Genomic DNA, 24,469 nt, shown 5'->3' with positions numbered 1-24,469 from the left:
ATGGACGTGAATAATGAACAGTAAATTATACAAACTTATTTTCTGCCGTCGGTTGGGATGCTTAATTGCTGTGGGAGAATTTACCCGAACTTACGGTCGATCATTTTCGTCTTTCGGCAAAGAAATTATTAATAATAGTCATACGAAGGCTGGAAAATTAAGTCACCTGGCTATTCTGACGGGATTAGTGCTCGGCACATTACCACTACTGGTATTTGCCCACCCCTCATTGCCGGTCAATGGCAATATTGTGTTTGGCCAAGGGACGATGGATGTTAATAACACCACTCTTACTGTAACGCAGCAAAGCGATAAGTTAGCGATCAATTGGAGTAGTTTTGATATCGCGCAGGGCAACAACGTTATTTATAACCAGCCAGGGCAGCAGAGTATCGCGCTGAACCGGGTGATCGGCCGGGATGCATCACAAATATATGGCAACCTGAACGCTAATGGTCAGGTCTTTTTACTTAATCCGAATGGCATTTTATTTGGTAAAGGTGCGCAAGTTGATGTCGGTGCTTTAGTTGCCAGTACTAAATCAATGTCTAATCATGACTTTATTAGCGGGAATTATACGCTGATCAGCCAAAAACAAGAAGGCAAGTTGGTGAATCAGGCTAATTTGCACACCACGGCAGGTGGCTATATCGCATTGATTGGTCAGCAGGTTGATAATCAGCCATCCGGTGTTATCAATACGCCGCAAGGGAAAGTGGCATTAGCGAGCGGCAGTCGCGTTACCCTTAATTTGGATCGCGGCAACTTACTCGGGGTGCAAGTTCAAGGCGAGCAGGTCAATACTTTGCTACAAAATGGTGGGTTGATTCGAGCTGATGGGGGGGTTATTCAACTGACCGCACAGGGTAAAGAGATGTTGATGAATACCGTGATTGATAATACCGGTATTTTGCAGGCGCGTGGTTTGTCTGAAAAAAATGGTGTTATTTACCTCGATGGCGGCAATGAGGGTGTGGTGAGTCAGCAGGGGATGATTAATGTCAGCAGCCAGCAGGGACGTGGCGGCAATGTTATCCTAATCGGAGAAAATATACATTTGGTTGCTGCGACCAAAATTGATGCGAGTGGGGATGAGAGCGGGGGCAAAGTACTGGTCGGTGGCGACTGGCAGGGCAAAAATAAGCTGATAAAAAATGCGCGTTCGGTTGTGATGGACAAAGGTGCGCATATTGATGTTTCCTCCACACATCAAGGGGCTGGCGGCACCGCAGTTTTGTGGTCTGAATATTACACCAGTTTCTATGGTGATATTCATGCCCGAGGTGGGCCACTGTCAGGTGATGGTGGGCAAGTAGAAACATCCAGTCAGCGCAATTTGCAGGCTTTTGGTCGGGTTGATGCCAGTGCGATTATGGGCAACATGGGCAGTTGGTTACTCGATCCGGCAGAGGTAAATATTGTTAGTCGTGGTGCTGAAAATGGAGTCTCGGTTCAGGTCGGTGATATTCCTGCCGGATATGTAAAAAATGCCCAGGTTTTCACGCCAATGGCTAATATTACGCAAATATTGAACACCAGTATCAATGCTCAGCTCGATAAAGGTACCAATGTCACAATTACCACCAGCAATGGCAGTTTAACGAATTGCCGCTGGTGTAATATTACGCTGCAAGCTGATATCAATAAAACAGCGGGTGGCGATGCGACTCTGACGTTACAGGCTGACGGCAATATTGTTAGTAGTAGCCATAATATTACGGCGACCACAGGAAAACTGAACCTTAATTTATTATCGGGAGACTCAATAGTTGATTCGACAATTACATTAAATAATAGTGATGTTTTATTAAATGGTGGGGATTTACTGGTAAAAAATTCCAATAAAAATAATACAGCACGCATTATTATTATGGGAGGAAGATATCAGGTTGGCAACCTGACACTGGAGGGGAATACCGGGTTGGCATCCCATGTAGGCGTCAATATTAGTAATGCTGCTAATATTACTGTGGCAGGTGAAACACGTATAACCGGTGAAAGTAGTAATGCTAATCAGCAAGGGTGGCGTGGTATTGATATATCCGGTGATTCAGTTTTAGTTGGGAAAGGTAATATGTCATTTACTATGATATCTAATTCTAAGAGTTCGTGGATGGGAACATTTACTAATGCAACTATTGCTGGCGATAAAAATATAACCTTCCAGGCAAATGCCAATGGTAGTACCTCAGGAGGAGTCGATTTTACTAATGGAAGCCTTGTCTCTAAGTCTGGCAATATTTCATTTGATATTAATGGCGAAATTACCACTCAGACTAGTTTTGGACTGCGAGTTCAAGGTTCACAAATTAGTGGCAATAATGTTAACGTTGAAATAAACACTAAAGGAGTTGATGGCTTATTACTCAGAGATAGTCATGTTACGGCAACCGCAGGTAATATTAGTGCGAATGCTACGACTACCCATAAAGGGCTTTGGATTTCAGGTAATACTAATCTGAACGCCAGTAAAAATATCAGTTTGCAAGGTGTGACTACTAATTCTACGACTGCAGGCGCTGATGCAATAAAGATGAGCGGTAACTCCAGTAGTGTTCAGGTCAATATGGCTGCTGGTGGCAATATCTCTATGGTGGCAGTTAATAAAGGAACTGAAGTTGGAAGTACTATTTCCGCAGATTATACTAATATAAAAGCTCAGAGCGAGGATTTTAATTTAAATATCAGTGGGATAAAAGGTAGCCCTTTTAGTAATGTTAATATCAGTGCTGATAATATTATATTGAATGGCAATATCAGCGATAACGATGCGGTAGTGATGACAAACACTTTTCTTACGGCTAAAGGTGATATTAAAGCCAATTTAAGCTCGCCAAACCATAAAGCATTATATTTTAAAGGTAATGGTGGAATGAGTGCTGGGCAGAATTTATCTCTAGCTGTTAATACCTCCGGAGCGAATGTTGAAGCGGTGACAATCACTGGAACCGCATCTAATAGAATGAATGTTACGGTAGGGAAAGATATCTCAATAATAGCCAATAATCATGAGAACATGACAGGGGCTGGTATTGGTGTTGATTATGTCAATTTTGCCGCAAAAAATGGAAATTTCACAGCAAATAACAATGGATCAAAAAGTATTGGCATCGCCAATACAAACATTAGAGCAAATGAAGTTAACTTGATATCTAATACTAGTCGCGCTGATGGAGTGGTTATCCGTGAAGCTGATATTACGACATTAACGGGAAATATTAATGCCAATGCAACTTCAACCAATAGAGGTATTGTTATCAGGCAAAATACAACCTTCAGTGCACAAAAGGATCTTATGTTAGCGGCTACGAGCAGTACCGCAAGTGAAGCCATTCTAGTGCAAGGGTTATCAGACGAGTCACGTAGTCATTTAGTTGCACAAGGGAATATCAGTTTAAAAGGCAATAATAGCAAAGGTTCAAATCCGCGCTCATCCGTTAATCTGGCGAATGTGAGTTTGACATCAGTTGGGAAGAATATTGATATTAATAGCTCATCAGCCGGTGATGGCGATGTTTATTTTAACAATGTCGCTCTTAATGCCGTATTGGGGAATGTTACGGTTTATGGTGAAGCACTATCAACGTTATCCACTGCCACAAATTCTGTATTAAGTCTGGGAGGGAATAACAGCATCGAAGCGCTAAATGGCTCACTTATTGGCAAAGCGATTAATACTACCCAAGGCGCAGGTACCCTATTTAGAGCCAATGGCAACTTATCCGTTGCAGGGAATATTGCTATCCAAGGTGAGACCGGTGGCACCGGTGCAATTCGTCATGGTATTGCGTTTTATGGTGCCAATACCCTTAATATTGCCAAGGATAGCCAGTTATCTCTTCTCGGTGAAAATACCGGTTCAGAAATGACTGCGGGCGGAAATGGCATCAGCTATCTAAGCCCTAATACGTTAACTATTAATAATAATGGTTCTTTAACAATGGAAGGGCGTTCAACCAGTGGTGCCGGTATTAATTTCCCCATTAGTAATAATACAGTTGTATTAAATGGTGACGGTGACTCGCTAATTAAAGGTAGCAGTGTTGCTGGCAGTGGGGTGGCTATTTCCGGTGTGGTTAATAATAGTAGCGGCCCTGTCACGATTGAAGGAACCAGTACTGATGGCTCTGGGGTTCATTTATTCAGTGCCGAACATCAAATTAACCGTATTAATGTGACTGGCAGTTCAATTCAAGCAGAAGGCCTACGCATTAGCGGTAATGCCACCATCACGGATACTGCACTGACCGGCAAATCAATTAATGGCAGTGGTATCAAAGTTGATTCATTGCCTGGTTCTGGTGTTATTACCCATACCATACTCGATAATGCCGCGCTCAATGGTAGCAGTACTCATGGCATAGGGGTGGAGACAACCAGTGATATAAACGGTATTCATCAGAGTATTATTAATGGAACAACAGATGGTGTCGGTTATGGCATTGATATTGGTGAGAATTTACATGTTACAGGTACCAGTGAAACGGATTTGCTCACCTTGCAAGGGACCGCGACGATGGATAGTGGTACTGGGATAAAACTCAATGGTAATAACGATTTAAGTAATACCAGTTTAAATGGTTCAACTGTTGATGGTATCGCTTTAGATATTTCCGGTTCATTGACTAATAGTGGCAATACCCGACTAAACGGCATAGCTTCAGGTGATGGCATCGGGGTGCAAGTTAATGGAACACTCAATAACAGTGTTGTCAACGGAACTTCAGCCAGCGGGGTGGGGGTGCAGGTTAGTGGCTCGCTAGATGATAGCCACGTTACTGGCATTTCGTCCGGTGGTAGCGGGGTGAAAGTTGGCGCTGAAACTGTTCTTAACAACACCATGCTTAAAGGAACCAGCACTGATGGTATCGGTGTGGAAATCACCGCCAATATGTCAGGTTATTACGGCAGCTCAGTGCAAGGTGATGTAACCGATGGCACCGGGGTGATGATTGATAGGAATACCCTCCTTGTGGGTGGTGACACGGATGATCTGTTGGTTATCAATGGTAATGCGACCGGGGATCATGGTAGCGGTGTGCAGCTTAATGGTAATAACACCTTGGATAACACTACATTAGCCGGTAGTGCCACCGAGGGCGTGGGTATTGATATCGACGGCCCGCTGACTAACAAAGGCAATAGCACGCTTGATGGCAAAGCCACGGACGGCGACGGCGTGCAATTGAACGGCGTTATTGCGGGCGGCACGGTAAATGGCACTTCAGAGCTCGGCTCAGGCATTAAGGTCGATGGCGACACTGAACTTGATAATACCACGCTGAACGGCAACAGCTCGGATGGCAAGGGTATCGACATCGCAGCCAATCTGACCGGCAATCATAGCAGTGCGGTGCATGGCGAGACTACCGACGGCAATGGGGTGGATGTCGGCCCGAATGCTACGCTCACTGGCGGCGGAGCCGACGATCAGCTGGCGGTTACCGGTGATGCCCGCAGCTATACTGGCAGCGGTATTCAGCTTAATGGCAATAATACGCTGGATAACACCACATTAGCCGGTAGTGCCACTGAGGGTGTGGGTATTGATATTGACGGCCCGCTGACCAATAAAGGCAATAGCACGCTTGACGGTAAAGCCACGGACGACGGCTACGGCGTGCAACTGAATGGGGCCATTTCGGGTGGTACGGTCAACGGAACTTCAGATCTCGGCTCAGGCATTAAGGTCGATGGCGATAGTGAACTTGATAATGCCACGTTGAACGGCAACAGCTCGGATGGCAAGGGTATCGAAATCGCAGCCAATCTGACCGGCAATCATGGCAGTGCGGTGCATGGCGAGAGCGACGAGGGTATCGGGGTGGATATTGGCCCGAATGCCACGCTCACTGGCGGCGGAGCCGATGACCTGCTGGCGGTGACTGGCAATGCCAGCGGCGATATCGGCACCGGCGTGCAGCTTGACGGCAATAACACGCTGGATAACACCACATTAGCCGGTAATGCCACCGATGGTCATGGCGTCAAGATAACCGGCCCAGTATCCAACACCGGTAATACGACGATTAATGGTAATGCTACTGGTGATGGTCATGGTATTCATATTAATGGCCCAATGAGTGGTGGTTCGGTGAATGGCAATTCAGCTAATAATCATGGCATTTTTCTCAATGATAAGGCTGTGATAGCTGAGATGGCGCTTGGGGGAAATACTGGCTCAGATAAGCCACTGATGTTTATAGCCTTGCCGGAAAATATTGGTAGCAATGCCACTATTAATGGCAAGCCGGTTGATAAGCATAGTCCTGACGGTAGAACCAAACCTGACCCAACATCAACATCAACGTCAACGTCAACGTCAACTCCAACCCCGACTCCAACTCCAACTCCAACCCCAACTTTGATCTCTGAGGGAAAAACGCTATCAAAGCAGATAACGCAGCCTCAGAAGGAAAGTAAACTCGGCTCATTACTCATAAAGCGAAACCAGATCCTCAGCTCTCTTGACGAGCAAATCTTGCCGCCGCCTGTGGTGACTGAATCTGAGCGTGATATCGCGGCCAATATCAGTGTCGCGGTTTGTATTCCTGAGAGCGTTACCACCGGTAGCGAGCCTTGCGATACGCATATTTTAGGAAAGTGGAAGCCCCTGACCAAGACCTTAGGTCAGGAGTAACAGGCTTGTTAACTCGCTAAATTTACTCGGAAAGTCGTGATATCGAAGTGACAAGGAGAGCTGATAATGGTGGATAAAACGGTTGAGTTATCACAAGAAGTAGAGAATTCGACAGCTTTTTCATTGCCTTATTTCGAATTTTTAGTATGTGTACGGCGTTATGAGGATGCGGGGCGATTACTGATATTAATGCTGGAGCAACTGGACACTCAATATGGTCGCTGGGATGTTTTTTCGCTTAAGCAACAATCGATACAACAACAGGAACATTATTGTAATCGGCTCGCGGCAGCTATTGGCAACTTATTCTCTGATCCTGGATTTGTGTTATCTGAAAAAGGATTCTTACAACTTATTAATTTCCATCGTTGGATTGCATTAATTTTCGCAGCGTCCCCCTTTGGTCATGCCGATCACGTCATTACTAATCTTAATCAGGTCGGTGAGGGATGTGCTCATCCTCTTCGCTTTGAGCAGAATAATTTTCTTAAATTCTGTGTCATGTATTTACCGGAATCCGGTATTCCTCTACAACCCGATATATTATGGCAATTTAATCCCAATGCAGCGGCAGCCTTATTTCTGGCTTTATTGTCCCCGCGAATTTTACCCAGCGTAGTGGGGCACGCAAAGCGTGAGCTTTTATTGCGATGGTTACCGGAACGATTATTGACACTCGATAGCCTTGAACATCTACCAGAACGTATCTTGCATGATGTTTATATGCATTGCAGTTATGCTGATATAGCGGAAAAACACGCCATCAAACGCAGTATTAATTTCCACTTACGCAACACACTCTTACACAATGGTCTATCTGATAATCACTTATCACCGCCATCACGCGATAAGCCATTGATGCTGGTTATTCTTGAATGGTTTAACAGCGGTCATTCTATCTATCGCACTCATTCCAGTACGTTACGGGCGGCGCGCGAGCAGTTTTCTACTCATGGTGTCACTATTATTGATGCAACCGACACAATAACCCGGGCTGTGTTTGATGACTTTACTGAGGTTAATCGAGCGGGGGCGGTCGAGGCCATTGTGGCATTAACGCAACAGTTGCTTCCCGATGTTATCTATTTCCCCAGTGTTGGGATGTTCCCGCTCACCATTGCGCTGACTAACCTGCGCCTGGCCCCTTTGCAAGTGATAGCCTTGGGGCACCCTGCGACCACTCATTCTGATTATATTGATGCAGTTTTAGTGGAGGAGGATTATTTAGGTGATATTGGGTGTTTCTCAGAAAAAGTCGTCTCATTACCTAAAGATTGCCTGCCTTACGTGCCGCCCGCCAATATTAGCCAGCCGGAACCTATATTACATTTTGCTGAGCGGCCAGCTGTACATATTGCTGTTTGTGCTTCTGCCATGAAAATTAACCCTCGCTTTTTAGCCACTTGTGCTGAAATCGCTCGGCAAACATCAACACCAGTGGTATTTCATTTTCTGGTGGGGTTCTGTTGGGGAATTACCCATCGGGTGATGGAAAAAGCCGTTAATGATATTCTTCCTCAAGCCAGAGTTTATGAGCATTTGGAGTATCTGGATTACTTACAGGTTATTAATGAGTGTGACCTGTTTATCAATCCATTTCCCTTTGGTAATACCAATGGGATTGTTGATACCGTGCGCCAGGGTTTACCCGGTGTGTGCCTAAGTGGAACCGAAGTTCATGAGCATATCGATGAGGGGTTATTTCGTCGTTTGGGGTTAGATGAAGAGTTAATCGCGCATGATTTGGCAGAGTATATTGCAGTAACAGTACGGCTGATTTCGGATAAAGAGTGGCGTCAAAGTTTACGCCAACGCTTGTTACAGATTCAGCCTGATAATGTGTTATTTGCCGGAAAACCTGAGCAGTTTGGACTGATTGTTCGTGGTTTGCTGGCAGATAAAAAAAGCCTCCGCTAAGGGAGGCTTTGGATAGAGAGTTAGACACTCACTTCAATGAGATTAGATCGTTATGCCGCTTCAGTTTGCCGTTGTTTTGCCGGCTGTTTTGCCACGGGTTTGGTCGCTAGTGCATCCGCTTCGAATTCATCGACATTAATAGAGCGCAGGCGGCTATGTTCTGCTTTGGTCAGTATTGCGGCTTCTTCAGCATTGATTTTTCCTTCAGCCAGCGCGCGTTTAGCAAGCTTATCTAGTCGGGTAAATGGCAAGCTCTTGCCTGCCTCTTTACTCAGGCGCTTATGAATCGGCTCTGCTGCAATCACATCCTGCAATGCCGCTTCCAGTAAACCTACCGGATTAAACTCGCTCGGTGTCAGATATTGACCACGGCCAATACGGCTGCGGGTGGCTGACGGTATTTGCAACAGTTGCGCCAACTGGTGATCCAGACGGTCTGATGGGGCCTGATGAGCGCGCCCAAATGGGAAGACAACAAACCGCATTAACCCGGCAATAAAGCCATTCGGGAAGTTACGCAGTAAATCATCCAGCGCTTGTTCTGCCTGATTCAGTGCATCTTGTACCCCCCAATGCACCAGTGGCAGATCTTCTTTTTGACGGCCCTCATCTTCAAAGCGTTTCAACGTAGCTGAGGCCAGATACATTTGGCTAAGAATATCCCCCAAACGGGCAGAAATTCGTTCACGACGTTTCAGACTCCCCCCTAGCACACCCATCGAGACATCAGACAACAAGGCCAGGTTGGCGCTCAAGCGGTTCAGATGCTGGTAATAACGACGAGTACTGTCTTTGGTCGGCGTGGCACTGGTGCGGCCATTGGTCAGCCCGAGCCAGAAACTGCGGACTTTGTTGCTACCTACATGACCCAAGTGGCCAAATAGCGCTTTGTCAAAAGCGGCAACATCATTCGATTGCGCAGCCGCCATTTCATCCAGTACAAACGGATGGCAGCGGATCGCGCCCTGACCGAAGATAATCATACTGCGGGTCAGGATATTCGCGCCTTCCACGGTGATACCAATGGGGGCTCCTTGATAACCACGGGCGACAAAGTTGGCCGGGCCAAGGCAGATACCTTTACCCCCGGCGATATCCATCGCATCCATAACTGCGCGTTGACCACGATGTGTACAGTGATACTTAACAATGGCAGATAACACCGCCGGCTTCTCACCCAACATAATGCCGCTGGTAATCAAGGTGGCTGCGGCATCCATAACATAGGCGTTACCGGCAATGCGTGCCAACGGCTCTTCAATCCCTTCCATTTTACCGATTGAGATTTTGAACTGACGGCGAATATAAGCATAAGCGCCGATACCCATCGCCACGCTTTTCAAGCTACCGGTGGCATTGGAAGGCAAGGTAATACCACGCCCTACAGACAGGCATTCCACCAGCATCCGCCAGCCCTGACCGGCCATTTTTGGCCCGCCAATAATGTAATCGATCGGTACAAAGATATCGTTACCGCGGGTTGGGCCATTTTGGAACGGTACGTTCAACGGGAAGTGACGATGGCCGATCTCCACCCCTGGGGTGTTGGTTGGGATAAGCGCACAGGTAATCCCTAAATCAACCGTTTCGCCCAGCAGATGTTCAGGATCAGACAGTTTGAATGCCAGCCCGAGCACGGTGGCGATGGGTGCGAGGGTGATATAGCGCTTGTTCCAGGTCAGGCGCATACCCAGCACCTGTTTGCCTTGCCATTCACCCATACAGACTGTGCCGGTATCCGGAATGGCACCGGCATCTGAACCGGCTTCCGGACTGGTCAGGGCGAAACAAGGGATCTCGTCACCGCGCGCTAAGCCCGGCAAATAATGATTTTTTTGCTCTTCAGTTCCATAGTGTTGCAGTAATTCTCCGGGGCCGAGGGAGTTGGGTACGCCGACGGTGATAGCCAATATGCCAGACACACCGGACAGTTTTTGCAGTACCCGCGCCTGAGCATAGGCTGAGAACTCAAGGCCGCCGTACTCTTTCTTAATGATCATCGCGAAGAAGCGATTCTCTTTCAGATAGGCCCACAGCTCTGGCGGCAGGTCAGCCAACTCATGGGTAATTTGAAAATCATTAGCCATACGACAGGCTTCTTCAACCGGCCCATCAATAAATGCTTGTTCTTCTGCGGTTAATTGCGGTTTTGGATAGTTGTGCAATTTTTTCCAGTCGGGTTGGCCCTGGAATAAATCGCCTTCCCACCAAGTGGTACCCGCATCAATCGCTTCTTTTTCAGTACGCGACATGGCTGGCATGACTTTACGGAACATGCGCAGTGCTGGTGCTGAAAACAGGGATTGGCGCAGTGGTGTGAGTGTCAGAGGCAGCAGAACAATCACCAATGGCAGTAATGCCCAGTATGACCATAACTGTGCCGCACCCATCGCTGCGGTATAAACCACAAGAATCAAACTACTGAGGTACAGGTTCACCCGGTGATAGAACAGCACACCAATAAGAACCAGCAAGGCAACAATGCTTAGAACCATCATAATGAAGCTCCTGAGATGTAGGAGGTCTGACCTGTTGAGTGATACATTTGTTGTAGTTCATCTCATTATATTTATCAATACCATTACATGTTATTTACAACTCATCTCACAAATTGGCAGCACTAACCGCTAAAACTGTTTTGGCTAATGCAAAACCGTACTGGCTAATTCATCACAGCGCTTCTCGCAGTTTCTGCTATCCGGTACACTGACTGAGGAAGAATAATGATGCCATAGGACTATAAAGAGGCTCCCATGTACCACGATTTAATCCGCAGTGAACTGAATGAAGCAGCAGACACACTGGCAAACTTTTTGAAAGATGATGACAATATCAATGCTATTCAGCGCGCAGCCGTATTACTGGCTGATTCTTTTAAAGCGGGTGGTAAAGTATTGTCATGCGGTAATGGCGGTTCCCATTGTGATGCCATGCATTTTGCAGAAGAGCTGACCGGCCGTTACCGTGAAAACCGCCCAGGTTATCCGGCAATTGCTATTTCAGATGTCAGCCATATCTCTTGTGTCAGTAACGATTTTGGTTATGACTACATTTTCTCGCGTTATGTTGAAGCTGTAGGCCGTGAAGGGGATGTATTGTTAGGTATTTCCACTTCAGGTAATTCAGGTAATATCATTAAAGCTATTGAAGCCGCGCGTGCTAAAGGCATGAAAGTCATCACTCTGACAGGTAAAGATGGCGGCAAAATGGCGGGTTCTGCGGATATCGAAATTCGAGTTCCTCATTTCGGCTATGCAGACCGTATTCAGGAAATTCATATTAAAGTGATTCACATCTTGATTCAGTTGATTGAAAAAGAGATGGTAAAAGCTTGATGTGCCAAGGTGACCAACGATAGTCGTTATCTCGTTGGTCACCTTGAGATTGAGTGAAGGGTTCGGCTATTACAGCCATATTTAGGTACTCGGAGGAATATATGTGCGAACTGCTCGGGATGAGCGCAAATGTTCCGACGGATATTTGCTTTAGCTTTACCGGCCTGGTGCAACGAGGCGGGGGAACTGGCCCACATAAAGATGGCTGGGGGATTACCTTTTATGAAGGTAATGGCTGCCGCACGTTTAAAGATCCTCAACCCAGTTTTAATTCACCCATTGCCCGATTGGTACAAGATTATCCGATTAAATCCTGTGCGGTGGTTTCCCATATCCGTCAGGCAAACCGCGGCGAAGTGGCATTAGAAAATACCCATCCCTTTACCCGTGAAATGTGGGGAAGAAATTGGACTTATGCCCATAACGGCCAACTTAAAGGCTATCGCCAATTGGATACCGGAACGTTCCGACCTATCGGTCAAACAGACAGTGAATATGCTTTCTGCTGGCTGCTGAATCAACTGGCAAAACGCTACCCGCGCACACCGAGTAATTGGCCCGCCGTATTTCGTTATATTGGCACCCTATGTGAGCAATTACGCGCCAAAGGGGTGTTTAATATGTTGCTCTCGGATGGGCGTTTTGTGATGGCGTTCTGTTCAACCAATTTATATTGGATAACGCGTCGTGCGCCTTTCGGCAAAGCGACTTTGCTGGATAGGGATGTTGAAATCGATTTTCAACGCCAAACCACACCTAAAGATGTGGTTACGGTGATCGCTACTCAGCCTCTAACTGGTAATGAAACCTGGCACAAAATTGTACCAGGTGAGTTTGCATTATTCTGTTTTGGCGAGCGTATTTGATTTTGTCAGCGCATCTGATTTTGTCATCGCATACTGCGAGGTCGGTGTACTGGAGGTCGGCGGGCGGCTAAGGACATACTGCCCGTTGATGACAGAAACTGAAGGCGGCATGCGGTTCTTAGCAAAATACTCATAACCCGGCTGCAACTGACGCCAGAAGTTATAATCCGAAGAGTTACGGTGGCGTTGCATATTTTGTTCAGTCATGCGGAACGGATAGATGCTGATATCCACTTTTTCCTGACCAAAGATAAATGCCGTTTGCACGTAGTTAAATATCTCGTCCATATAGGCATCAGTCATTGCATAACAGCCGATTGATTTGCAAGCGCCATGGATCATCAGATATTTCCCTGAATAACCTTGCGACTTATCATAATCATTTGGGAAGCCAATATTAATAGCCCGATAAAACTTACTGTCGGGTTTTAAATGGCGCATATCAATAGTGTAAAAACCTTCCGGACTCTTAAAATCCCCTTCACGGCGTTTTGGACCAAGTCCACCTGAGAATTCACAGATACGGTAGCTTTGCACCAAACGATACTCACCTTGTAACCTGGCATATAATTCCAGAGTACGTTCTTCTTTGAAGATTTGAATATAGACCGATGACCCTAGTAATTGCTGTTTTAGCTCTTTGGATACCGCCACAGGCTCACTGGCTGAGCTGGTGAAGGAGACCGCAGGCAAACAAATTATCATCGCAAACATTATCGTCACGAATGACGGCGCGATTTTGCCCATTCTTATTCCTACTTATATTTATAGATGCCACTGACTTTCTGATTTATAGGCGCAGATTATCAGTCAGAAAATTTTTAGCAATATATGTTTTGTATAAAATAAATACAAAATCGTTAAAGATGAATTAACAACACGATTTTACCGAATATATACAAAATTTAGCAGTAAATTATTTGTGTTTGCTTGACTCAAGTCACTGCATTTGTCAGACAGTGCTGGGTGGCAAATGCTAAAATTGCTCACTGCTGATGACCCGCTCAGTTATTGGCTGTTTCGCTATCTAGGCTTCGATAACATCCAATAAGGGTATCCGTATTAATATCTAAGACTCTTTCGGTCAGTATTTATGTTTATCTAATCGACTCGGTATTACACCGCCGTTTAACTGAACCATGAAAGTATCTTATCTTTGTGTGGCTGTACACTCTGGGTTAGTACAGCATTTGATATAACTAATAAAGTAGTTCAACTCTATGATTAAAATAAAGAAAGGGTTAGATATCCCCATCGCTGGGGCACCTGCACAAATAATAGAAGAGGGGCCAACAATTCATCATGTGGCTTTGCTTGGTGAAGAGTATGTTGGGATGCGTCCCTCAATGTTGGTTCAAGAAGGCGATTGGGTAAAGAAAGGCCAGGCGCTATTTGAAGACAAAAAGAATCCAGGTGTGATGTTCACCGCCCCTGCTAGTGGCAAAGTCAGTGCCATCAATCGTGGTGAGCGGCGGGTTCTGCAGTCTGTGGTGATTGAAATTGACGGGAACGAGCAAGTTCCGTTTGAACATTATGAGGAGTCCTCTCTCAACCAACTGAGTGATGAACAAGTGCAGCGCCATTTGCTGGCATCGGGTTTATGGACTGCTCTGCGTACCCGCCCTTTTAGCAAAACTCCTGTTCCTAATAGTCGTCCGCGGGCCATTTTTGTCAGCGCCATGGATACCCAACCGCTGGCTGCCAACCCGCAAGTTATTATTGCCGCCGAGTCTGATGCCTTCAATCATGGTTTAACTATATTGGCCCGTCTGACCGAAGGGAAAGTGCATGTGTGTCATGCGCCGGGGCAGGCCGTTGCCAGCTATCAGAACGCACAGGTGACTTATAATGAGTTCTCTGGCCCGCATCCTGCTGGTTTGGTAGGAACTCACATCCATTTCCTTGAGCCGGTCAGTCTGAACAAAACGGTATGGCATGTGGGCTATCAGGATGTGATTGCCATCGGCAAATTATTTACTCGTGGTGAGCTGTGGACAGATCGTATCGTCTCACTGGCAGGGCCGCAGGTGGAGCAGCCGGTTTTACTGCGAACTCGCCTTGGGGCCAGTTTATCTGAACTCACTGCCGGTCAACTGAAAGAGGGGGATAACCGCATTATCTCCGGTTCCGTGCTCAGCGGTACTGCTTTCTCCGCCACTCATGGCTATCTCGGGCGTTTTCATCAACAAGTGTCTGTCATCCGCGAAGGGCGAGAAAAAGAGCTATTCGGTTGGGTGATGCCGGGGCGTGATAAATATTCGATTACTCGCACCACATTGGGCCATTTCTTCAAGCACAAGTTGTTTGCTTTCTCCACTGATATGCATGGTGGGGAGCGTGCGATGGTGCCGATTGGTAACTATGAGCGCGTTATGCCACTGGATATTTTGGCCACTCATTTGCTGCGTGATCTGCTAGCTGGCGATACTGATAGCGCCGCAGCGCTCGGATGTCTGGAGTTGGATGAAGAAGATTTGGCTCTGTGTACATTTGTCTGCCCCGGTAAGTATGAATATGGGCCGGTATTGCGCGACATACTGACCAAGATTGAGCAGGAAGGATAACCGATGGGCCTGAAAAGTTTTCTTGAGAAAATAGAGCACCACTTTGAAGCCGGTGGCAAGCTTGAGAAGTATTACCCGCTGTATGAAGCTGCGGCCACCATTTTTTATACCCAAGGTAAAGTGACACCGGGTGCCTCTCACGTTCGCGATGCTATTGATCTAAAACGGATGATGATTCTGGTGTGGCTGGCGGTATTTCCGGCGATGTTCTGGGGAATGTATAACGTTGGCGGGCAGGCGATACCGGCATTAAACCAACTCTACAGCGGCGCAGAACTACAACAGATTATTGCCAGTGACTGGCATTACCGATTGGCGCAACTACTGGGTGCATCATTAGCACCAGATGCCGGTTGGGTGAGCAAAATGGTGCTAGGCGCTGTTTATTTCCTGCCAATTTATGCCGTTGTATTTATTGTGGGTGGTTTTTGGGAAGTGGTGTTTTCCATTATCCGCAAACATGAAATTAATGAAGGTTTTTTTGTTACCTCGATTCTGTTTTCCCTGATAGTCCCCCCGACCTTACCATTATGGCAGGCGGCGCTGGGGATCTCTTTTGGGGTAGTGATCGGCAAAGAGATCTTCGGCGGTACTGGACGCAACTTCCTTAATCCGGCACTGGCGGGGCGTGCTTTCCTGTTCTTTGCTTATCCGGCACACATATCGGGTGACCTGGTTTGGACTGCGGCAGATGGTTTCTCGGGGGCAACGCCTTTATCGCAATGGAGTGTTAACGGTAGCCACAGTTTAGTCAATACCGTCTCGGGTCAACCTATCACTTGGATGGATGCCTTCCTTGGTAATATTCCCGGTTCGATTGGCGAAGTATCCACGCTGATGATTCTTATCGGTGGGGCCATTATCCTCTTCGGTCGCGTGGCGTCCTGGCGAATCGTGGCTGGGGTCATGATTGGCATGATAGCAACCGCTTATCTGTTTAACTGGGTCGGCTCCACAACCAACCCGTTATTCGCCATGCCGTGGTATTGGCATCTGGTGCTCGGTGGTTTTGCCTTTGGCATGATCTTTATGGCGACAGATCCGGTATCCGCTTCCTTTACCAATAAAGGTAAGTGGTGGTATGGCGGCTTGATTGGCGCGATGTGTGTATTAATCCGCGTCGCCAATCCCGCTTATCCGGAGGGAATGATGCTGGCGATTCTGTTCGCTAACCTGTTTGCGCCACTGTTCGACTATGTGGTTGTTCAGGCCAATATCAAGCGGAGGAAAGCCCGTGGCGAATGATAAACCAAGGAATAATGACAGCATCGGTAAAACACTGCTGGTGGTCATCGTGCTCTGTCTGGTGTGTTCTGTCATCGTGGCGGGTGCCGCGGTAGGTTTGAAAGCTAAGCAACAAGAACAGCGCTTACTTGATAAGCAACGCAATATTCTGGCAGTGGCAGGATTACTGCAACCGAGAATGCCAGCAGAAGAAGTACAGAGTGAGTTTGCGCAGCGGATTGAACCACGCCTGCTGGATTTACAGAGCGGTGAGTTTATTCAACAAGATCCGGCAACCTTTGATCGCGTACAGGCACTGCGTGATAACCAAATGAGTATTGCACTGACACCAGCACAGGATATGGCCGGTATTCGCCGTCGAGCGAATGTGGTTGAAATTTATCTGGTGCGCAGTGAAAGCGGGCAGGTCGATAAAATTGTGTTACCGATTTACGGTTCTGGTTTGTGGTCAATGATGTATGCCTTTGTTGCTATCGACACTGACGGTAAAACCGTACGTGGTATCACTTATTACGATCAAGGTGAAACCCCTGGGCTGGGTGGTGAAGTTGAAAACCCGATTTGGCGTAACCAATGGATTGGCAAGCGGTTATTTGACGATCAAGGGCAACCGGCTATTCGTATTGTCAAGGGGCGAGCGCCTGCTAACGATCCCCATGCAATAGATGGTTTATCTGGTGCGACGCTGACATCCAATGGGGTACAAAACAGCTTTGACTTTTGGCTCGGTGAAAACGGCTTTGGCCCGTTCCTGAAAAAAGTGCGTGAAGGAGGGTTAAAAAATGGCTGATAGCAAAGAGATTAAACGGGTCTTATTGGGGCCGTTATTTGATAACAACCCGATTGCGCTGCAAATTCTGGGAGTGTGCTCTGCGTTGGCTGTCACCACCAAATTGGAAACGGCTTTAGTGATGACACTGGCGGTAACCTTGGTTACAGCATTCTCCAGCTTCTTCATCTCATTGATTCGCAATCATATTCCAAACAGCGTACGTATCATTGTTCAGATGGTGATTATTGCCTCATTGGTCATTGTGGTGGATCAGATTTTACGCGCTTATGCCTATGAGATATCCAAGCAGCTATCAGTATTTGTTGGCCTGATCATCACTAACTGCATTGTGATGGGGCGCGCAGAGGCTTATGCGATGAAATCTCCACCAATCGAAAGCTTTATGGATGGCATCGGCAATGGCTTGGGCTATGGCGTGGTGTTAGTGCTGGTAGGTTTTGTCCGTGAGTTGATTGGCTCCGGTAAATTGTTTGGTGTGACGGTACTGGAAACTGTCCAGAATGGTGGCTGGTATCAGCCTAATGGATTGTTCCTGTTGGCACCTAGTGCATTCTTTATTATTGGCTTGCTGATTTGGGGCCTGCGAACCCTAAAACCTGCGCAGATTGAGAAGGAGTAATTGATGATGGAACATTACATCAGTCTGTTTGTCCGCGCAGTGTTTGTTGAGAATATGGCGTTAGCATTCTTTCTGGGAATGTGTACTTTCCTGGCAGTTTCCAAGAAAGTCTCGACAGCCTTTGGCCTTGGCATTGCGGTAACCGTCGTCTTGGGTATCTCTGTGCCTGCTAACAATTTGGTTTATAACCTGGTTCTACGGGATGGCGCATTAGTTGAGGGGGTTGATCTCAGTTTCCTGAATTTTATTACCTTTATTGGTGTTATCGCCGCCATTGTGCAGGTGCTAGAAATGATCCTGGATCGGTATTTTCCCGCGCTGTACAACGCACTGGGTATTTTCCTGCCACTGATTACGGTGAACTGCGCCATCTTCGGTGGGGTGTCGTTTATGGCACAGCGTGATTATAACTTTCCTGAATCCATCGTTTATGGATTTGGTTCCGGTATTGGTTGGATGTTAGCCATTGTCGCGTTAGCAGGTATTCGTGAAAAAATGAAGTATGCCAATGTACCTGCGGGTTTACAGGGGCTAGGGATCACCTTTATCACTACCGGATTGATGGCCTTAGGGTTTATGTCTTTCTCCGGCGTGAACTTATAAAGGCAGGAATAATTCATGGAAATAATTCTAGGCGTAGTGATGTTCACCCTCATTGTCTTGGCATTGACGGTGATGATTTTATTTGCCAAGTCAAAGCTGGTGAATACTGGTGATATTACAATTGATATAAATGAAGATGCAGATAAGAGTTTCACTGCTCCGGCAGGGGATAAGCTGCTCAATATGCTTTCCAGTCATGGCATATTTGTTTCTTCCGCGTGTGGCGGGGGCGGCTCTTGTGGGCAGTGCCGTGTGACGATTAAAGAAGGCGGTGGCGATATTTTGCCCACGGAGCTTTCTCATATTTCAAAGCGGGAAGCCAAAGAAGGTTGTCGGCTGGCATGTCAGGTTAGTGTGAAACAGAATCTGAAAATTGAATTGCCGGAAGAGATCTTTGGGGTGAAAAAGTGGGAATGTGAAGTTATCTCTAATGATAATAAAGCCACATTTATCAAAGAGCTGAAGCTGAAAATACCGGATGGTGAGGTGGTGCCATTCCGCGCCGGGGGCTTTATCCAAATTGAGGCTGAACCCCATAGGGTAAAATACGCTGATTTTGATGTGCCTGAGGAATATCGTGGCGATTGGGATAAATTCAATTTATTCCGGTTTGAATCAGTAGTGACGGAGCCAACAGTGCGCGCTTACTCCATGGCAAACTACCCGGAAGAGCACGGTATTATCATGCTAAATGTGCGTATTGCCACACCGCCACCGTCAGTACCAGATGCTCCACCAGGAATCATGTCTTCCTATATTTGGTCGCTAAAACCGGGTGACAAAGTGATGATTTCCGGGCCGTTTGGCGAGTTTTTTGCCAAAGATACTGATGCGGAAATGATCTTTATTGGCGGCGGCGCGGGTATGGCCCCAATGCGTTCGCATATTTTTGATCAGCTTAAACGGCTGCATTCAAAGCGTAAAATCAGCTTCTGGTATGGTGCGCGTTCACGGCGCGAGATGTTTTATGAAGAAGATTTTGATCAGTTACAGGCTGAAAATGATAATTTCCGTTGGCATGTGGCTTTGTCTGACCCGCAGCCAGAGGACAATTGGACGGGTTATACCGGCTTCATTCATAACGTGTTATTAGAAAACTATCTTAAAAATCACCCAGCACCTGAAGATTGCGAATTTTATATGTGTGGTCCGCCAATGATGAATGCGGCGGTCATCAAGATGCTGAAAGACCTTGGGGTGGAAGATGAAAACATTATGCTCGATGATTTTGGTGGCTGAGTTGCCACCACTCGGATTTCTACATTAATTGGGGATATTGTGCGAAAACATATAATGCATTGGCTAATGGCTACTGTGGGGGTTTTGCTGCTAACAGGTTGTGGTCCTGAGCAAATCAACCTCGAAGGTAAAACTATGGGTACCTCATATTCAATTAAGTATGTGAGTGACTCATCAACCCTCAGCCCGAAAAAGTTACAACAGGAAATAGATCGCGAACTGGAACAGGTTAATGATCAAATGTCGACTTATCGACCGAATTCCGAGCTGAGCCGTTTCAATAAAAGTCAGCAAGTGGATACGCCATTTCCTGTTTCTATTGCTACCGCCAAGGTGGTACGTGAGGCTATTCGTATTAATCGCCTGACGGACGGAGCGTTGGATGTAACTGTCGGGCCGTTGGTTAATCTATGGGGCTTTGGCCCAGAAGGACGACCAAATGTGGTGCCTACTGATGCTGAGATCACCAAACGCCGGGAATGGGTTGGTATTGATAAACTTGCCGTAGAAAATGGAGCTTTAATCAAACATATTCCTGAACTGTATGTTGATCTTTCTGCTATAGCTAAAGGATATGGGGTCGATGTTGTTGCCGAATATTTGGAAGCGCAGAATATCGATAACTATATGGTTGATATTGGCGGTGAGGTTCGGACTCGGGGTAATAATGGGGAGAATAAACCTTGGCGCATTGCCATTGAAAAGCCTGTTGCAGGGTCAGAGCAAAGTGCGCAAGAGATTATCGAACCCGGTCGAATGGCTATCGCAACTTCTGGTGATTACCGTAATTACTTTGAACAAAATGGCGTGCGCTATTCACATACCATTGATCCTGAAACCGGGCGGCCAATTAAGCATCGCTTAGTTTCCATTACTGTTTTAGACCCAAGCTGTATGACCGCTGACGGGCTCTCGACTGGATTAGGCGTGCTTGGGCCGGAGCGAGGAATGGCATTAGCTAATTTATTGGGTATTCCGGTATTTATGATAGTGAAAACTGATGATGGTTTTGAGGAGCGTTCTTCAGAGTCGTTCAAACCTTATCTGCAAAAGCGGCTGTGACAGGAGAGGGATATGTTAACTGTTTTTATCGCGTCCTTTGTCTTTTTTCTCTTGGTCATTGCTGGGATGTCGCTGGGTTATATCGTAAAACGTAAAACCTTACAGGGCAGTTGCGGAGGCATTAGTGCTTTGGGTATGGAGAAAGTGTGTGATTGCCCCGAGCCTTGTGATTCGCGTAAGAAACGGTTAGCCAAAGAGTCCGCTCGTCAGAAAGCTCTGGAGCAGTATCGCATTCTATAGCTGGGATCTAAATTGTCTTACTGTCTGTAAAACCCCTCGCTTAATAAGGATTTGAGCGAGGGGTTTTGTTTTTTATATCCTAAATAATTCGAGTGGTAGGCAGTCAGCACACATGCAGTTTGAAATATGACGGTATAGTTATTTATTGTCGTGGGCTATCTTTTTAAATTGGCTTGGAGAGTCGACCATTACACCATTAGCACCTAACTCTTTTGCTTTCATATAATCTTCAGGAGTATTAATTCCGAAGAAAATAATATGTGCATTTGTATTTTTACGGAAACAATCAACGGCTTCTTTATCCCAACTTAATACTGCTTTAGAACGCCCTTCACCCAGAGTGTATTTTTCCACGACTTCAACATTGCGGTGTAATTCCAGACCATACCAGCGCTCTTTATTATCTGCTGGTAATTCACATTTATGATCCATCGTAATGTTGGCTAGCTGCGTTCGAGTAAAGTCACGGCTTTCAAAACGCTGAATTTGATGTGCAGCATCACTTTTTTCATTAACCGCATCCAATACTTTCAGATAACTATCATTGGTTGAGTAAATTCGGGTTCTGCCCAGCCGGTTTTTTTCGCCTTTGGTGGTTGCATTCAGCGTTTTTTGTAGTGCTGCGGCAAAGGCAACTGGGTTTGCATCTGGTGATTTAATGTCGAGGTAAAATGTTGTTGTCGGGAAGGTCTTCAATACTTCATCCAGCGTAGGAATGCCAATGCGTGGAGCTGATTTAGGTTGAATATTATGTTTTTCATTATAGTTAACGCTGGCATCAAAACCGGCGAGTTGTTTAGCGGTATAGCCAGAAACTTTCCCTGATTTATTGGTTAAGTCCTCAAGGAGAATAGGGCGATACAATACTGGAATATTATCCTTTGATAACTGTAGTGTTATCCAGATTGCATCTGCACCATTAGCCAATGCTTTTTTAATGGCTGGAATTGTATTTTCAGGTGCATCGGCTGTTCCACCCCGGTGAGCAATAATTTGTGGTGCTTGTTGGGGCATTGTTGAAGTGACTGAATTAGCATTTGTTACAAAAGTAGTTGAGAGTAATAAAGTAGCCATAATATAATTTCGCATAATATTTAATTTCCATCCATTGACTGGTGATGAGTTGTTGCAGGGTGATGTTAATCATATAGCCAATATTATTTGGCTTTGTCGAATTTAATGATTTTTTATTAAAAATAAATGACAAAAATGGAAAAAAAGCCAATAACAGAATTCAATTCTGTTATTGGCTAATTTGGTTGCCATATTGATTAGGATAATTATGACTATTTGCTATGGCGAATTAACGTCTTATCTTATTAAAAGAAGTATTTGGTGCTAATTTCTCTCAGACAAAAGTGGTTTATCCATCTGAACCAGAAAATTCTGTAGGAATCTTAAAAAACATTAGTGAAGCATGCAAAGGTTGTATTAATGTTACCTGTAATTTTATTGGGTGGTCGCGCCCTAAGTACCAGGTCTCAAGAAGGAATGCAGTGTGTCGAAATTGCGAGTAGGTGTGATTTTTGGCGGTAAATCAGCTGAACATGAAGTGTCATTACAGTCGGCCAAGAACATCGTAGATGCGATTGATAAAGAAAAATTCGATGTGATGTTATTAGGTATTGATAAACAAGGAATATGGCATGTTAATGATGCATCTAATTACTTGTTAAATGCAGAAAACCCAGCATTGATTTCCCTGAACCATTCAAACAAAAATGTCGCGCTGATCCCAGGCCAAGAGCATCAGCAGCTGATTGCTACCGATAATGCCTCTGCATTGGCTCAGTTGGACGTCATTTTCCCGATTGTCCATGGGACATTAGGGGAGGATGGATCCTTGCAAGGCCTGCTACGCATGGCAAATATTCCTTTTGTCGGCTCCGGTGTTGTGGGTTCTGCGGTTAGCATGGATAAAGATATTACCAAGCGTTTATTGCGTGATGCTGGGTTGAATATTGCACCATTTATTACCCTGACACGGGCGAATAAAGATAACTATCGTTTTGAGCAAGTTACGGCAAAACTCGGGTTACCTTTATTTATAAAGCCAGCAAATCAGGGCTCCTCGGTTGGTGTGAGTAAAGTGCGTAATGCATACGAATATGAGCAGGCGGTAGCATTAGCCTTTGATTTTGACCATAAAGTGCTGGTGGAATCGGCTATTGTTGGGCGAGAAATCGAATGTGCAGTTTTGGGCAATGATAATCCGCAAGCCAGTTTGTGTGGTGAAGTCGTTATTAGCGACGAGTTTTATTCCTATGACACAAAATATATTAATGAAACCGGTGCTCAGGTCATTATCCCTGCATCAATAGACAGTGCCGTCAGTGATAATATTCGTGCAGTCGCTTTAGCAGCATTTCGCGCACTTGAGTGCCGTGGTATGGCTCGGGTCGATGTTTTTTTAACGGCCGATAACACCATAATTATCAATGAAATAAATACCCTTCCTGGATTTACCAATATTAGTATGTATCCTAAATTGTGGCGCGCTACAGGGGTTGGCTCGACGGAATTGATCACCATACTGATTGAGCTGGCTTTAGAACGTCATCAGCAAGATAAATCACTGAAAAGCTCTATTCTTAAGTAACACTGACTATCACGAATTCAATGATAAAAAGCTGCCGCGCGCAGCTTTTTTATTGAGATGTTATGCGCATACAATCAGTTTGACAAAATGTCATAAAATGACAATACTTCAATTATGAAACTAACAGAAGATCAACTCCTGTTGCGGGAGAGCAAAAAAATCGTTGAAGCACTGGGCAAAACATTTGCACCCTTAGTGGAATTTGTCTTGCACGACCTGACTCAGCCTGAACATGCTATTGCGGCGATTTCAAACAACTTATCCGGTCGGGAAGTCGGTGAACCAGCGACTGAACTGGGATTGAGCCGTATTGCTGATCCTAACTTCCCTGAGGTCATCCTTAACTATCCGAACCAATTTCCTGATGGCCGTCCGGCAAAAAGCACATCAATTGGCCTGAAAAATAGCAAAGGAGAGTTTATCGGGGCTCTCTGTCTGAATATGGACATCTCCCTGTTTTCTGCCGTTAGTGCCAGCCTGTCACAGCTGACACAAACTACGCCCACCGAAATTCAAGAGTCTTTGGCATCACCTCGCCTTGAGATGTTACGGACTCAGTTGGAGCAATTTGCAGCGGCGCACAATACCACGCCACGCGCACTGAATCCGGCACAGCGGCGTGAAATTGTCCGTCAATTGGCACAGGCCGGTTTGATGGATTTGAAAAATGCCCAGACCGTGGTTGCGAATAATCTGGGTGTCGCCCGCTCGACTGTCTATACCTATCTCCCTACTGAAGGAAACTGA

Annotated in this window: 17 protein-coding genes; 14 read left to right on the top strand and 3 right to left on the bottom strand. The window is 46.0% G+C overall.

Features of this window, described 5'->3' with window-relative positions:
- The first annotated feature begins 13 nt into the window (after window positions 1-13).
- Entirely contained in the window at window positions 14-6,640 is a 6,627-nt protein-coding gene (locus QSV56_RS04000) for a filamentous hemagglutinin N-terminal domain-containing protein (protein WP_301210821.1), read from the top strand.
- A gap of 66 nt (window positions 6,641-6,706) precedes the next feature.
- Window positions 6,707-8,557, top strand: a complete 1,851-nt coding sequence (locus QSV56_RS03995) for a glycosyl transferase (protein ID WP_050298528.1) — start codon at window positions 6,707-6,709, stop codon at window positions 8,555-8,557.
- 50 nt (window positions 8,558-8,607) lie between these two features.
- On the opposite strand, the gene fadE is transcribed toward QSV56_RS03995, so the two are convergent.
- Entirely contained in the window at window positions 8,608-11,055 is a 2,448-nt protein-coding gene (gene fadE / locus QSV56_RS03990; RefSeq protein ID WP_046695369.1) for an acyl-CoA dehydrogenase FadE, read from the bottom strand.
- Between the two features lie 255 nt (window positions 11,056-11,310).
- On the opposite strand from fadE, the gene lpcA reads away from it, so the two are divergent.
- Together lpcA and QSV56_RS03980 are read left to right on the top strand one after the other, a co-directional pair.
- On the top strand, window positions 11,311-11,892 hold the full coding sequence (gene lpcA / locus QSV56_RS03985; RefSeq protein ID WP_005167499.1) for a D-sedoheptulose 7-phosphate isomerase: 582 nt from the start codon (window positions 11,311-11,313) through the stop codon (window positions 11,890-11,892).
- Between the two features lie 101 nt (window positions 11,893-11,993).
- A complete protein-coding gene (locus QSV56_RS03980; RefSeq protein WP_046695368.1) occupies window positions 11,994-12,758 on the top strand; it encodes a class II glutamine amidotransferase in 765 nt (254 codons plus the stop codon).
- Here the strand turns inward: QSV56_RS03980 and dpaA are convergent.
- Entirely contained in the window at window positions 12,732-13,505 is a 774-nt protein-coding gene (gene dpaA, locus QSV56_RS03975; RefSeq protein ID WP_046051488.1) for a peptidoglycan meso-diaminopimelic acid protein amidase, read from the bottom strand. The two genes, QSV56_RS03980 and dpaA, sit on opposite strands and share 27 nt — an antisense overlap.
- A 473-nt stretch (window positions 13,506-13,978) precedes the next feature.
- On the opposite strand from dpaA, the gene QSV56_RS03970 reads away from it, so the two are divergent.
- Genes QSV56_RS03970 through nqrM form a run of 8 tightly spaced genes read left to right on the top strand, consistent with a single transcriptional unit; the run spans window position 13,979 to window position 21,123 of the window.
- Window positions 13,979-15,322: a Na(+)-translocating NADH-quinone reductase subunit A gene (locus tag QSV56_RS03970; RefSeq protein WP_019081363.1), complete on the top strand. Its 1,344-nt coding sequence runs from the start codon at window positions 13,979-13,981 to the stop codon at window positions 15,320-15,322.
- 3 nt (window positions 15,323-15,325) lie between these two features.
- A complete protein-coding gene (locus QSV56_RS03965) occupies window positions 15,326-16,567 on the top strand; it encodes an NADH:ubiquinone reductase (Na(+)-transporting) subunit B (protein ID WP_019082506.1) in 1,242 nt (413 codons plus the stop codon).
- Window positions 16,557-17,357 carry a Na(+)-translocating NADH-quinone reductase subunit C gene (locus QSV56_RS03960; RefSeq protein ID WP_019082507.1) on the top strand — a complete coding sequence of 267 codons (801 nt, stop codon included), beginning with the start codon at window positions 16,557-16,559 and terminating at the stop codon, window positions 17,355-17,357. Before QSV56_RS03965 ends, QSV56_RS03960 begins: the two co-directional genes overlap by 11 nt.
- Entirely contained in the window at window positions 17,350-17,979 is a 630-nt protein-coding gene (locus QSV56_RS03955) for an NADH:ubiquinone reductase (Na(+)-transporting) subunit D (RefSeq protein WP_005160493.1), read from the top strand. Before QSV56_RS03960 ends, QSV56_RS03955 begins: the two co-directional genes overlap by 8 nt.
- Window positions 17,980-17,985: 6 nt before the next feature.
- Window positions 17,986-18,582 carry an NADH:ubiquinone reductase (Na(+)-transporting) subunit E gene (nqrE, locus tag QSV56_RS03950; RefSeq protein WP_004392325.1) on the top strand — a complete coding sequence of 199 codons (597 nt, stop codon included), beginning with the start codon at window positions 17,986-17,988 and terminating at the stop codon, window positions 18,580-18,582.
- Between the two features lie 15 nt (window positions 18,583-18,597).
- Window positions 18,598-19,821 carry an NADH:ubiquinone reductase (Na(+)-transporting) subunit F gene (gene nqrF, locus QSV56_RS03945; protein ID WP_019081360.1) on the top strand — a complete coding sequence of 408 codons (1,224 nt, stop codon included), beginning with the start codon at window positions 18,598-18,600 and terminating at the stop codon, window positions 19,819-19,821.
- A gap of 39 nt (window positions 19,822-19,860) precedes the next feature.
- A complete protein-coding gene (locus tag QSV56_RS03940; RefSeq protein WP_072082941.1) occupies window positions 19,861-20,883 on the top strand; it encodes an FAD:protein FMN transferase in 1,023 nt (340 codons plus the stop codon).
- A gap of 12 nt (window positions 20,884-20,895) precedes the next feature.
- Window positions 20,896-21,123 carry a (Na+)-NQR maturation NqrM gene (gene nqrM / locus QSV56_RS03935; RefSeq protein ID WP_019081358.1) on the top strand — a complete coding sequence of 76 codons (228 nt, stop codon included), beginning with the start codon at window positions 20,896-20,898 and terminating at the stop codon, window positions 21,121-21,123.
- A gap of 138 nt (window positions 21,124-21,261) precedes the next feature.
- Here nqrM and QSV56_RS03930 read toward each other — a convergent pair whose 3' ends face one another.
- A complete protein-coding gene (locus QSV56_RS03930; RefSeq protein ID WP_046051483.1) occupies window positions 21,262-22,212 on the bottom strand; it encodes a glycerophosphodiester phosphodiesterase family protein in 951 nt (316 codons plus the stop codon).
- Between the two features lie 409 nt (window positions 22,213-22,621).
- Here QSV56_RS03930 and ddlA point away from each other — a divergent pair, with 409 nt between their 5' ends.
- Both ddlA and QSV56_RS03920 read left to right on the top strand, forming a co-directional pair.
- On the top strand, window positions 22,622-23,722 hold the full coding sequence (gene ddlA / locus QSV56_RS03925; RefSeq protein WP_046051482.1) for a D-alanine--D-alanine ligase: 1,101 nt from the start codon (window positions 22,622-22,624) through the stop codon (window positions 23,720-23,722).
- A 114-nt stretch (window positions 23,723-23,836) separates the two neighbouring features.
- On the top strand, window positions 23,837-24,469 hold the full coding sequence (locus QSV56_RS03920; protein ID WP_011816929.1) for a PAS domain-containing protein: 633 nt from the start codon (window positions 23,837-23,839) through the stop codon (window positions 24,467-24,469).

Origin of the sequence: Yersinia sp. 22-579, from assembly GCF_030433455.1 — a bacterium.
GTDB lineage: Bacteria > Pseudomonadota > Gammaproteobacteria > Enterobacterales > Enterobacteriaceae > Yersinia > Yersinia enterocolitica.
Note: the sequence above shows the minus strand (reverse complement) of the source record. Positions and strands in the feature narration are given on the sequence as shown.